The sequence below is a fragment of the Burkholderia sp. AU44665 genome, from assembly GCF_030504405.1.
GTDB classification, from domain to species: Bacteria; Pseudomonadota; Gammaproteobacteria; order Burkholderiales; family Burkholderiaceae; genus Burkholderia; species Burkholderia semiarida.
In genome coordinates this window covers 137119-148369 of the sequence record NZ_JAUJRI010000014.1, presented here as the reverse complement: position 1 = coordinate 148369, position 11251 = coordinate 137119, and the positions used below count along the sequence as shown (strand labels likewise).

Below are 11251 nucleotides of genomic sequence, written 5' to 3'. Positions count from 1 at the left end.
CGCTCGACCGCGCGGGGCTGCCGTGGCGCGAGCGCTTCACGGGCGGCGGAGTCGCGGCGGTCTCGGCCGCCGCCGCGGCGGGGCTGGCCGTCTGCCCGCTCGCGCGGCGCGTCGCCCCGCGCACGCTGGTCGACGTCGGCGCGAAATTCGGGCTGCCGGCGCTGCCGCAATCGCAGGTCGTGCTGTATTCGCGCGTCCGCGACGCCCGCGCCGCCGCCGCGCTGCGCAGGTTTGCCGACAGCCTGGCAATCTCGGCGTAAACTAGCGGCCCCGCCGCCCGTAATCTCCAGACGAATGCCGATGAAGCCCGACGCCCGCAAGCACCTCCGCGCCAACCTGCTGATGCTCGGCGCCGCCGCGATCTGGGGCTCCGCGTTCGTTGCGCAACGCCTGAGCCTCGACGTGATCGGGCCGTTCCTGTTCACCGGGCTGCGCTTCCTGCTCGGCGCGCTCGTGCTGGCGCCGCTGCTGATGCTGAATCCGGCGTCGCGCGCGCAGTTCGCGGCGATCCGCCGCGGCCCGGCGCGGCTGCTGCCGGGCCTCGCGCTCGGCGGGCTGCTCGCCGTGTCGATCTCGCTGCAGCAGGTCGGCCTGCAATACACGCGGATCGCCAACGCCGGCTTCATCAGCTCGCTGTACGTCGTGATCGTGCCGCTGATGGGCGTGTTCGCGCGGCACCGGATCGGCGCGGGCACGTGGTTCGGCGCGTTGCTGGCCGCGATCGGCCTGTATTTCCTGAGCATCGACGAGCACTTCTCGGTGCTCTACGGCGACTGGTTCCAGCTCGCGGGCGCCGTCATCATCGCCGCGCACGTGATGGCGGTCGGCCATCTCGCGAAACGCCACGATCCGCTCGTGCTCGCGTTCCTGCAGTTCGCCGTGTGCGGCGTGGCGTGCCTCGCCGTCGGCCTGGCGGTCGAGCCGGTCAGCGTCGCGATGCTGCGCGGCGCGCTGCCCACGCTGCTGTACGGCGGGCTGCTGTCGGTCGGCGTCGGCTATACGCTGCAGGTCGTCGCGCAACGCGACGCGGCGCCCGCGCACGCGGCCGTGATCTTCAGCATGGAAGGCGTGTTCGCGGCGATCGCCGGGTGGGCCGCGCTCGGCGAAACGCTGACGCTGCGCGCGCTCGTCGGCTGCGCGCTGATGCTGGCCGGCCTGCTCGCGTGCCAGTTGCTGCCGAACGGCGACGCGCGGAAAAAGGACGAGGACGCGCTGCCGGCGTGACGCCCACCGTCCCTATAATGGCGATTCGCGTGATTTCCACGCCAACCGCTTCCGACAGGCCAGCTCCGTGACGTCCACTTCCGCCGATCCCGCCGCCGACCTGCTGCGCGAACGCGCAGCGCACTACGCCGCCCAGGCGGCGCTGTTCCTGCGCGACCAGGCGCTCTCCACCGCGTCACACGACCTGCGCAGCCCGCTGAATGCGATGCACAGCTGGGCCTACGTGCTCGAACGCCAGCTCGCCAATGCCGATCCGAACCTGCAGCGCGCGCTCGCGGGCATCCGCACCGGCATCGACCAGCAGGTCGCGCTGATCGACGACGTGCTCGACGCGCCGCGCGCGCAAACGCGCACGCTCGCGCTCGCGCCGCAGCGGTTCGCGCTGCGCGCGCTGCTCGACGACACGCTGGCGCTCGTGCGCTTCGCGCTCGCCGACGCACGCGAGGTCGCGCTCGACGCGACGCTGCCGGACGGCGAGCCGTCGCTCGCCGTCGATCGCGAACGCGTCGCGCAGGCGCTCTGGACCCTGCTGACGACAGCCGTCGAGGCCAGCGCCGCGGGCAGCCGCGTCGCGTTCGCCTGCACGCGCGACGGCGCGCAGTTCACCGCGCGCGCCACGTGCACCGTGAACGCCGACGTGCTCGTCGATCCCGCGCGGCCGCACGTATTCGAATCGTTCGCGCGGCGCGAAATGCTGCGCGAGCGCGACGCGAAACGCAGCGCGTGGACGCTGGCGCTGTGCCAGCGCGTCGCACTCGCGCACGGCGGCACGTTCGCGCACGACGCGTTCGCCGACGGCGCGCCCGCCACCATCACGTTCTCGATTCCGTGCGAGGCGCCGGTGTAAGCGGTCGGCCGCCCGAAACATTACAACTTCCTTTCCGGGCCCTATACTGACGGGCCTGTCATAACCGGAGCGATTCTTTGTTACAGATCTTCGCGCTCATCGGCGCGTTGTTCCTGGTGGCCCTGAACGGGTTCTTCGTTGCGGCCGAATTCGGCCTCGTCAAACTCCGCGCAACGCGCGTCAAGACCCTCGCCCGCAAGCACGGCCTGCGCGGGCGCATCCTCGGCCTCGTGCACGGCCGGCTCGACGCATATCTTTCCGCGTGCCAGCTCGGCATCACGCTCGCGTCGCTCGGCCTCGGCTGGGTCGGCGAACCTGCGTTCGCGCAACTGATCGGCCCGCTGCTCGACCTGATCGGCGTCGAGTCCGAACGCGTCGTGCACCTGATCTCGCTCGTGTTCGCGTTCTCGCTGATCTCGTTTTTGCACATCGTCGTCGGCGAACTGGCGCCGAAATCGATGGCGATCCGCCAGTCGGAGAAGGTCGGCCTGTGGGTCGCGCTGCCGCTCTACGCGTTCTACTGGGCGATGTATCCGGCGATCTGGGTGCTCAACACCAGCGCCAACGCGGTGCTGCGGCTCGCGGGGCTGTCGGCCGACCACGGCGGCGACGCGCACTATTCGACCGACGAGCTGAAGCTGATCCTGCGCAGCCGCCGCAGCGCGGCCGGCAATGCGGCGCAGCCGGCGCGCGGCACGTACAGCAACGACGAGTGGAACACGCTCGCGCATTCGCTCGATTTTTCGTCGATGACCGTGTCGGACCTGATGCGGCCGGCCCATGAAATGATCGGCCTGCGGCGCGACCTGCCGCTGCCCGACAACATGGAGATCGTCGCGCGGCACCGCTTCAGCCGCTATCCGCTGTTCGAGGATGCGTCGCGTGAACAGGTGAGCGGGCTGATCCATCTGAAGGACCTGCTGCTCGCGCGTCACGCGGGCGCCGCGCTCGAGGATCTCTCCGACTACGTGCGCCCGGTCCAGTACGTGAAGCCCGATACGCCAGCGCTGGAGCTGTTCCGCCGCTTCCGCAAGGGCGCTCCGCACTTCGCGCTGGTCGGCAGCAAGGGCGAGAAGCCGATCGGCTTCCTGACGCTCGACAACCTGCTCGGCGCGCTGGTCGGCCAGATCCACGACGAATTCCGCCAGGGCGACGCCGACTGGAGCCGCCTCGACGACGGCACGCTGATGGGCAAGGGCAGCCTGCCCGTCGTGTCGCTCGAGCAGGCGCTCGGCATCGACATCGACGAAGGCCGCGCGGAGTCGGTCGGCGGCCTCGTGATCCAGGCGCTCAGCGACCTGCCGACCGAAGGGCAGCGCGTATCGTTCGACCGCTTCGACATCGTCGTGAAGAAGATGAACGGGCCGCGCATCGTGCTCGTGCGCGTCTATCCGAAGATCGCGAAGGAGGCCGACGAATGACGGCCGCGCGTCGCATCGCGCGATGAACGCGCCGCTGCCGCGCTGCTGCGTGATCACGCCGGAACCGGCGTCCGCGTCGGCGGCCGATCGGGCCGCGTTCCTCGACCGGCTGTCGGCCGTGCTCGCGCGCGGCGAAACGCTCGTGCAACTGCGCGTCAAATCGCTCGACGCGGCCGCGTTCGCGTCGCTGGCCGCCGCGGCGCTCGCGCGCTGCGACGCGGCCGGCGCGCACCTGATGCTGAACGGCCCGATCGAGGCAGCCGGCGTGATGCGGCTCGACGGCGCCGGCTGGCATCTCGACGGCGCCGCGTTGCCCGCTGTCGCGCAACGGCCGCTGCCGGCCGGACGATGGGTGTCCGCCGCGTGCCACTCACCGGAAGATCTGCTGCTGGCCGCGCGCGCCGGCGCGGATTTCGTCACGCTGTCGCCGGTGCTGCCCACGTTGAGTCATCCCGGCGCGCCGACGCTCGGCTGGGCGCAATTCGGCATGCTGGCCGCACAGGCCGCGATGCCCGTGTTCGCGCTCGGCGGCCTGACCCATGCACACCTCGACGACGCGCGCCGTCACGGCGCGTACGGGATCGCGGGCATTCGCGGGTTCTGGTAATTCGGGTGCCTTGCGGCCGGGCACGACTGCGCCCGGCTCCGGCACTTCACGCGTTCATCGGCTCATGCGTTCAGGTGCGGACGCATCGCGCGCCATGAACCGTCGTCGATGCGACGCACGTCGTGCGTCAGCGCATAGCGATTGACGTCGCCGGTCAGCCACGCGACCAGCGAATACGGCGGCAACTCCCCTTCATCGACCCGGTCGCGCGCGCGCGCCGGCGTCTCGAACACCACCCGCCCGCCCGGCGCGTCGAACGGCACCGCATCGGGCGACAGGTTCAACGCGATCGTCAACGTCTCGTCGTCGGCAAGCCGCCACGATGCGCACAGCGCGTCGGCATCGCCGTCGCCGTTCGCCTTCAGCGCATGGGCTTCCTGCGGCCGGCAATCGGACAGCCTGGGCGCGATCAGCTTCGCGCGCACCGCGAGCGCCGACTGCACGAAATGCGCACGATCGATGTCGCGCGCGGTTTCGTCGAAGATCAGCGGGATCTGCGGCGTGAGGAGCGACAGCGCGAGCGCGGCCAGGCCGGCCGCCTGCCCGCTGTCGCCCGGGCCGGTGTCGCGCCAGGCGCCATCGGACAGCACGAGCGACGTCAGCGACAGGCCGCCTTCGGCGGCCATTCCGTCCGCCGATGCGGCCGGCTGGTACGCCGCGCCGGCCGCGGTCAGCGCGCGGGCGAGCGTGTGAATCGACTGATGCGTGGAAATGCCTTCATGCGCCGACGTGTCGCGCCCCGTGAGCCGGTGCAGCGCCCGCTCGCCGCACCCGTTCCACTGCGCATCGAAATGGGTATCGGCGAGATGCGCCGGATGCCGCTCGCTGCCGAGCACGAGGTGGATCAGCCGGTCGGCCGGCACGGCGGCGCGCACGCGATCCGCGATCTCGCGCAGCCACGACACGCCGATCCGGTCGGCTTCGCGCAGGCGCAGCCCGTCGCAGCGGTATTCGTCGATCCAGTACAGCGCGTTGTCGCAGAAGAAATCGCACACTTCCGGATGATCGAGCGCGAGCGGCGCGGCCTGCAACGGATCGTCGCGCGTATGGAAGAACGGCCCCGCGTAGTGGCGAAGCGCATCGGTGCCGCTGCCGAAGCGCGCATAGTCGAGCTCGAGCAGCACCGCGAGACCGTAGCCATGCGCATCGTCGATCAGCGCCTTCAACGCGGCCGGGCCGCCTTCGGCCGCGAGCGGCGCGAACGGCAGGCTGTCGTGCGGCGACGCGAGCAGCTCCAGCGCGGTCACGCCGAGGCGCGCGAGCCGCGGCAGGCGGCGGCGCACGCCGTCGAAGCCGCCCACCGCGTGCGGGCGGATCGCATAGAGCGCGATGTCCTCCCACGCGCGCCCGTGCCAGAACGTATTGCGCCACGTGAACGCGCGCGGATCGACGACCTCGCTCGGGCCGTTGAGCCCTTCGGGTTGCGAGCGCGACGCGGGATCGGGAATCGACACGGTATCGTCGAGACGATAGCGGTATCGCGCGCCCGCGCCGCAATCGACGAAGACTTCGAACCAGTTCGGGCCGGCACTCGTCATCGGGATGAGCGTCGGGCCGTAGCCGGTATCGAGTTCGAGCTCGACGTGCGTGCTGCCCGGCGCCCACACGCGGAAATGCGTGCGCGGCGTCGTGCAGAGCGCGCCGCAGGGCTGCGCGCCAAACGGCAAGCAGTGGATGTAGTGCTGCGCGTACGGATCGTGCGGACAATCGGACATCATGCGCTCCTCGTGCGTACCGAGCGGCATGGCCGCGCCAATGGCGCAGCGCATCGGGGCCCGGCATGCGAAGGCCAGGCGGGGGGAGAAACGAGTATGCGCCGGATTTGCCGCCGCGATGCGGCGTGGTCAGACATTTTTAAATGCGAATCGACCCCGGCAAACCAGCGGTCGTAACCGCCGGCCGGCACGTGCCGGCGAGTCGGGTAGTCGGCATACCGGAATGACCGCTCGCCTTGTTGCGCCGGCCTCGCGCACCTACGCTTTGCGTCACGTTCGCGGACACGTCGTCCGCCCCCTGACTCGAGGACTCCGCCATGTCGCTTCCCGCCAGCGCCGCGAAATTCGATCCGTCACGCGCACACGAATATGCCGAGCAATCGCGCATCGCGCTCGCCGGCTACGATGCCTGCCACGAACTCGCCGCCTGCATGCTCGCGTCGGCGATCGGTGCGGCCGATGCACGGATGCTCGTCGCGGGCGCGGGCGGCACGGGCCAGGAAATCTGCGTCGCGGCCGCGCTGGAACCGGGCTGGCAATTCACGGCCGTCGACCCGTCCGCGCCGATGCTCGCGCTCGCGCGCTCGAACGTCGAAGCCGCGGGTTTCGGCGCGCGGACGACGTTCGTCGAGGATGCCGTCGACGCGTTGCCCGACGCACCCGCGTTCGACGGCGCGACGCTGATCGGCGTGCTGCATCACGTACCGGGCGACGACGCGAAAGCCGCGCTGCTGCGCGCGATCGCGCGACGCCTGAAGCCCGGCGCGCCACTCGTGCTCGCCGGCAACCATCGCCGCTACGCGGATCACCCGCGCCTGCTCGATGCGTGGCAGCAACGCTGGCGCATGAAGGGCGCCACGCCCGACGCCGTGCGCGCGCAACTCGCGAAGATCCTGCAGGGCGCCGATCCGCCCGCGTCCGAGGAAGCCGTGTTCGCGCTGCTGCGCGAGGCGGGCTTCGATGCGCCGCTGCGTTTTTTCGCGAGCCTGTTCTGGGGCGCGTGGATCGCGGTGCGGCGCGCGTGACGGTTCGACGCGACGTGCGACGGCACGCATCACGCCATTCGCGAACGCGCCGCCCGCGCTCGGTATGATGTCGTTCCCGCCCCCTTCCGGCCTCGACATGCTTACCGTCCATCACCTGAACAACTCGCGTTCGCAGCGCGTGCTCTGGCTGCTCGAAGAACTGGATGTGCCGTACGAGATCGTGCGCTACGAACGCGATCCGAAGACGATGCTCGCGCCGGCCGAATTGCGCGCGATTCATCCGCTCGGCAAGTCGCCCGTCGTGACCGACGACGGGCGCACCTTCGCCGAATCGGGCGCGATCATCGAATACCTGGTCGCACGCTACGGCGACGGGCGGCTCGCGCCGCCGCCCGGCTCACCCGAGCGCTACGACTACACATACTGGCTGCACTACGCGGAAGGGTCGGCGATGCCGCCGCTGCTGCTCAAGCTCGTCGCGCTGCGGATCGCGCATGCGCCGATGCCGTTCTTCGCGCGGCCGATCGCGCGCAAGATCGCCGCGACGCTGCAGTCGGGTTTCGTCGATCCGCAGATCGACCTGCATCTCGGCCACGTCGACGGCGCGCTGGCGCGCACCGGCTGGTTCGTCGGCGACGGCTTCAGCGCGGCCGACATCCAGATGAGCTTTCCGCTCGAAGCCGCGACCGCGCGTGGCGGCGGCAGCCGGTATCCCGCGATCGCGCGCTTTCTCGACGCGATCCATGCGCGGCCTGCGTACCGGCGTGCGCTGGAACGCGGCGGCCGGTACGACCTGCTCAGGTAACCGGCGTCAGCTCAGCAGCCCCGCCGCGACATTGATCGACAAGCCGAGCACGGCCATGTTGAAGTAGAACGACAGGATCGACTGCGCGAGCACCGAACGGCGCGCGGAACGGTTCGCGAGGGACACGTCGGCCGTCTGCGACGCGACCGCGAGCGTAAACGCGAAATACAGGAAATCCCAGTAATCGGGCTCGGGGTGCTGGTCCGGGAAACGGAGCGCGCGATCGCTGCTCGGCGAGCCGTAATAGAGCCGCGCATAGTGCAGCGTGAAGATCGTCGGGATCAGGAACCAGGCGCCGAACAGCGTCGCGCCCGTGATCGCGTAGTGGCTGAGCCCCGCGCTGAAGCCGACGCTCCTGGCGGTCGCGAGTTCGATCGCGATCGCCGCCACGCTCGCGACGGTGGCGAGGCACACGACGGTCAGCACGGTCGTCGCGTTTTCGTCCTCGCGGATCGCGACTTCGCGCACCTTGTGATGATGCGCGGTGACCATGCGCACCCACATCAGCACCAGATACAGCCAGACCGCGCAATCCCAGCCGATCAGCGCGCGCGCGGTCGGACGCAGCGGAAACGGCAGCACCACCGCGCACAGCACGCCGGCGACGAATGCCGCGACCATGCGCGGCCGGTTGCGTAATACCTGCGGATAAAACGTCATCGTGTGATTCCGAAAGCGGATGGAAAGGATTCGGCCGGTGCGCGGGAGAGCCCCGGCGCCGACACGTAACGCGCCCCGATTATCCTCATTCCATCGTGGCGTGGCGATGGGCGCGAGCGCCTAAGATAAGGGGATGACCGCCACCGCCCTGCTCTGCCGCCATCCCGCGAACACGGCCGGCCGCGACTTCGTCGTCGGCGACCTGCACGGCTGCGTCGACGTGCTGCGCGCGCTGCTGCACGACGTCCGCTTCGATCCGGCCCGCGACCGGCTGTTCTCGGTCGGCGATCTCGTCGACCGCGGCCCGGCCTCCGAAACCGCGCTCGACCTGCTCGACCGGCCGTGGTGCCACGTCGTGCGCGGCAATCACGAGGCAGTGCTGAGCCTCGTCGCGCACGGCAAGCTGCCACTCGACGCGTGGCGCGGCATCGGCGGCGACTGGGGGGCCGAGCTGCCGCCGGAGCGGCTGCGCGCGCATGCGGCGCGCGTCGACGCGCTGCCGCTCGTGCGCGTGATCGGCGACGGCCCGGCGCGCTTCAACGTGCTGCATGCCGAATTCTTCGGCTCGGATGCGGATCTCGATACGGGCAGTTATGCGCACGACGTGCGCGAGCGGCTGATCTGGGGGCGCGATCTCGTGCAGGGGCTCGCGGATCCCGGGTGGCAGGCCGGACTGTCGCTGACGTGCACCGGGCACACGCCCGTGCGTGCGCCGCAGCGGATCGGCGCCCAATGGTTCATCGACACGGGTGCGTTCGCGCCGGCCGGGCGGCTGACGCTCGCCGAGCCGCGCACCGGCCGCACGTGGTCGATGACGCAGGCCGAAGCGCGCGAACGCCACGCGGGCGACTGGCCGCTGCCCTGACGCGCCGGGCCGCGCAACGGCACACCGCGCCAAGCTCGGCCAAGCCGGGCGAACGCTAGCCGACCTGATTCAGTTCGAACACCGCATCGATGGCCGAGCCGTTCCAGTTGTATTCGAGATAGGCCGCATGCTGGCAGTCGCGCAGCAGCGTCGTGCGGAACGCGGCGAGACACTCGCCGCGCGGGTCGCGCACCGACGGATAGAGAATCCCCGCGCCGCCTGCATTGCGCACCGCGCGGCCGAATGCCTGCCCGACGCTGTAGTCGGCCGGATCCAGCAACGCGGGATCGCGCTGCGGCCACGTGCGCACGTCGGCGACGTCGCCGTGCGCGAACACGGTATAGAGCCGCATCTGCTGGCGCATCGGCGGCTCCTTCGTCGCGGCGAGGAACAGCCCGCTGTGATAGCGCGTTTCGGCGATCGCCGTGTCGCGCGAGCGGGTGCAGTAGAACACGCCGTAGCTGCCGTCGGAAAAGCGGCTGCCCAGCGGATTCAGGTGCGTGAATGCGGCCATGATCGGCCCCCAGCCTTGCCCGTAGCGACGCTCGGCGGGCGGCACGAGGTCGAGCGTGCCGACTTCGTTGCGGATGCGGTCGTTGGTCAGCGATTCGAGCGCGTAGAGCGCGTCGAAATCGTCCGCCGACGCGACGCGATCGAACAGGTTGATGGCGGGAAAACGGGTGGGAATCACACGATAGGCGGGCGCCCAGTCGACGGTGGTCGTGGGCCACCGGGTCACTTCGGTCGGTATCGTCACGCCCAGCCGCCCCGCATCGCGTCGAGATATTGCCGGACGGCCACCAGATCGCCGACGTTGCCGGCCAGCATCCGGTCGAGCGCGCGCTTGCCGCCGAACGGCGCCGCATCGTTGGGCCGCTTGATCCATGCATCGGCCGCGGCGGGTTGCGGCAGCAGGATCTGCAACCCCTTGTAGATGCCGAGCAGGAGCGATAGCCGCTCGAGCGTATCGCGCGGCAGGCGCGCCGATTCCGGCGCGGCCTTCCACTTGAAGAATGTCGAGCGGCCGGGCGAGCCGAGCAGCACGATCTGCTCGTCGATCGTCAGTTCCCAGTCGCGCGCGATGTTGAAAAACGCACGCAGGCCGGCCGCCGACATCTGCGCGACCGAAGCGCGCGGCACGGCGGAATGCGATTCATAGGCAGGCTGTGACATGATCGTTAGTCTCGAAACGAATTTACTAACAAGATTAGTCCATTCCTGTATTTTTGCAAGGGTCGCACCATCGACCGTGCTCGTGCCCGAGAACGATTTCGACGGAATGATTCCGGCGCTGAAGGCGAAGAAGTTCGACGCGGTGCGGTCGTCGGTGTCGATCACGCCGCGGCGCGCGCAGCAGATCGGCTTCATGACGAAGATCTACAACCCGCCGACGCGGCTCGTCGTGAAGAAAGGCTCGTCGTTGCTGCCGACCGCCGAATCGCTGAAGGGCAAGTCGACCGGCGTCGACCAGGGCACGACGCAGGTGACGTACGCGAAGGCGTACTAGGGCAAGCACGGCGCGAACGTCGTGTCGTATCAGAACCAGGACGGCGTGTATGCCGACCTGATCGCCGGCCGCCTCGACGCGGCGCTACGGCGGTTGAAAAAACGGCGTCGCGCGCGTACGGATACCGCTTTTCCGTCGCGCGCGTCCGACCGCCCCTCCCCTTCAACCGGATGGCAACGGCGGCGCGTGGTTCGCCGTTGCATCGAATGCCTGTCGTCTTGCATCGCGCGCAGCACGATGCGTCGGCCATCGTTCGGATGACAGATCAATCGTTCGCGGAAAAGATGGCCATGCGAACGGACCTCGTGCCGCTCGGGTCAATAGGCAAAGACCGGGCGTCGCGGCATCGGCGCCCGTGCGCACATGCCCATGCGGATCGGGTTCGCGTGCAGGAAAGTGCCGACCCGGCGCGGATGACCGGCAACCAGCCGGATCCGCCTCGCACCGGGCGCGGAGAGATGGCCTGTCGAGGCATGCCGGTCGGCCGCAAGTGCGACGTTCGAGCGGCGATGTCCCGAATCACTGCGATCGCGGCCTGCGGACCGCGGCGTGTGATGATCGATCATTTTTCTACCCCGTTTGCTGTCTGATGTGTGTTCCGGCAACCGGACAAT

Annotated in this window: 12 protein-coding genes and 2 pseudogenes; 9 read left to right on the top strand and 5 right to left on the bottom strand. The window is 69.7% G+C overall.

The features are described 5' to 3' along the window. The 5 genes and pseudogenes from QZM15_RS24710 to QZM15_RS24690 form a co-directional block, all read left to right on the top strand. Positions 1 to 260: pseudogene (locus tag QZM15_RS24710) on the top strand (LysR family transcriptional regulator); the annotation flags it as partial. Between the two features lie 40 nt (positions 261 to 300). Then, positions 301 to 1224 (top strand): DMT family transporter, encoded by a 924-nt coding sequence (locus tag QZM15_RS24705; RefSeq protein WP_302107435.1) that lies wholly within the window; start codon positions 301 to 303, stop codon positions 1222 to 1224. A 67-nt stretch (positions 1225 to 1291) separates the two neighbouring features. After that, positions 1292 to 2071 (top strand): sensor histidine kinase KdpD, encoded by a 780-nt coding sequence (locus tag QZM15_RS24700; protein WP_302107434.1) that lies wholly within the window; start codon positions 1292 to 1294, stop codon positions 2069 to 2071. Positions 2072 to 2148: 77 nt separating this feature from the next. Beyond that, entirely contained in the window at positions 2149 to 3492 is a 1344-nt protein-coding gene (locus QZM15_RS24695) for a hemolysin family protein (protein ID WP_059582988.1), read from the top strand. A 22-nt stretch (positions 3493 to 3514) separates the two neighbouring features. Beyond that, positions 3515 to 4099, top strand: a complete 585-nt coding sequence (locus QZM15_RS24690) for a thiamine phosphate synthase (protein ID WP_059582989.1) — start codon at positions 3515 to 3517, stop codon at positions 4097 to 4099. A 62-nt stretch (positions 4100 to 4161) separates the two neighbouring features. Here QZM15_RS24690 and QZM15_RS24685 read toward each other — a convergent pair whose 3' ends face one another. Further along, positions 4162 to 5814: a DUF3459 domain-containing protein gene (locus tag QZM15_RS24685; protein WP_302107441.1), complete on the bottom strand. Its 1653-nt coding sequence runs from the start codon at positions 5812 to 5814 to the stop codon at positions 4162 to 4164. Between the two features lie 317 nt (positions 5815 to 6131). Between QZM15_RS24685 and QZM15_RS24680 the strand changes: the two genes are divergently transcribed. Then, positions 6132 to 6839 (top strand): class I SAM-dependent methyltransferase, encoded by a 708-nt coding sequence (locus tag QZM15_RS24680; protein WP_060967781.1) that lies wholly within the window; start codon positions 6132 to 6134, stop codon positions 6837 to 6839. A 97-nt stretch (positions 6840 to 6936) separates the two neighbouring features. Beyond that, positions 6937 to 7605, top strand: coding sequence for a glutathione S-transferase (locus tag QZM15_RS24675; protein WP_302107440.1), 669 nt, complete (start codon positions 6937 to 6939; stop codon positions 7603 to 7605). 6 nt (positions 7606 to 7611) lie between these two features. Here QZM15_RS24675 and QZM15_RS24670 read toward each other — a convergent pair whose 3' ends face one another. Then, positions 7612 to 8265, bottom strand: coding sequence for a DUF1345 domain-containing protein (locus tag QZM15_RS24670; RefSeq protein ID WP_059639115.1), 654 nt, complete (start codon positions 8263 to 8265; stop codon positions 7612 to 7614). A gap of 133 nt (positions 8266 to 8398) precedes the next feature. Here QZM15_RS24670 and QZM15_RS24665 point away from each other — a divergent pair, with 133 nt between their 5' ends. Next, on the top strand, positions 8399 to 9130 hold the full coding sequence (locus QZM15_RS24665) for a metallophosphoesterase (RefSeq protein WP_099317217.1): 732 nt from the start codon (positions 8399 to 8401) through the stop codon (positions 9128 to 9130). A 55-nt stretch (positions 9131 to 9185) separates the two neighbouring features. Here QZM15_RS24665 and QZM15_RS24660 read toward each other — a convergent pair whose 3' ends face one another. Together QZM15_RS24660 and QZM15_RS24655 are read right to left on the bottom strand one after the other, a co-directional pair. Continuing rightward, positions 9186 to 9887 (bottom strand): RES family NAD+ phosphorylase, encoded by a 702-nt coding sequence (locus tag QZM15_RS24660; RefSeq protein WP_060311330.1) that lies wholly within the window; start codon positions 9885 to 9887, stop codon positions 9186 to 9188. Next, entirely contained in the window at positions 9884 to 10303 is a 420-nt protein-coding gene (locus QZM15_RS24655) for an MbcA/ParS/Xre antitoxin family protein (RefSeq protein WP_060967784.1), read from the bottom strand. The genes QZM15_RS24660 and QZM15_RS24655 overlap by 4 nt, the downstream gene beginning before the upstream one ends. An 88-nt stretch (positions 10304 to 10391) precedes the next feature. Here QZM15_RS24655 and QZM15_RS24650 point away from each other — a divergent pair. Further along, positions 10392 to 10727: pseudogene (locus QZM15_RS24650) on the top strand (transporter substrate-binding domain-containing protein); the annotation flags it as partial. Between the two features lie 227 nt (positions 10728 to 10954). Here the strand turns inward: QZM15_RS24650 and QZM15_RS24645 are convergent. Then, positions 10955 to 11203, bottom strand: a complete 249-nt coding sequence (locus tag QZM15_RS24645; RefSeq protein ID WP_081059116.1) for a hypothetical protein — start codon at positions 11201 to 11203, stop codon at positions 10955 to 10957. Between the last annotated feature and the right edge of the window lie 48 nt (positions 11204 to 11251).

What these genes read in the sequence shown, in the direction of transcription:
- QZM15_RS24655 (WP_060967784.1), bottom strand. Translation starts at nt 10,303, where the DNA reads ATGTCACAGCCTGCCTATGAATCGCATTCCGCCGTGCCGCGCGCTTCG.
- QZM15_RS24645 (WP_081059116.1), bottom strand. Translation starts at nt 11,203, where the DNA reads ATGATCGATCATCACACGCCGCGGTCCGCAGGCCGCGATCGCAGTGAT.
- QZM15_RS24690 (WP_059582989.1), top strand. Translation starts at nt 3,515, where the DNA reads ATGAACGCGCCGCTGCCGCGCTGCTGCGTGATCACGCCGGAACCGGCG.
- QZM15_RS24675 (WP_302107440.1), top strand. Translation starts at nt 6,937, where the DNA reads ATGCTTACCGTCCATCACCTGAACAACTCGCGTTCGCAGCGCGTGCTC.
- QZM15_RS24705 (WP_302107435.1), top strand. Translation starts at nt 301, where the DNA reads ATGAAGCCCGACGCCCGCAAGCACCTCCGCGCCAACCTGCTGATGCTC.
- QZM15_RS24670 (WP_059639115.1), bottom strand. Translation starts at nt 8,265, where the DNA reads ATGACGTTTTATCCGCAGGTATTACGCAACCGGCCGCGCATGGTCGCG.
- QZM15_RS24680 (WP_060967781.1), top strand. Translation starts at nt 6,132, where the DNA reads ATGTCGCTTCCCGCCAGCGCCGCGAAATTCGATCCGTCACGCGCACAC.
- QZM15_RS24685 (WP_302107441.1), bottom strand. Translation starts at nt 5,814, where the DNA reads ATGTCCGATTGTCCGCACGATCCGTACGCGCAGCACTACATCCACTGC.
- QZM15_RS24665 (WP_099317217.1), top strand. Translation starts at nt 8,399, where the DNA reads ATGACCGCCACCGCCCTGCTCTGCCGCCATCCCGCGAACACGGCCGGC.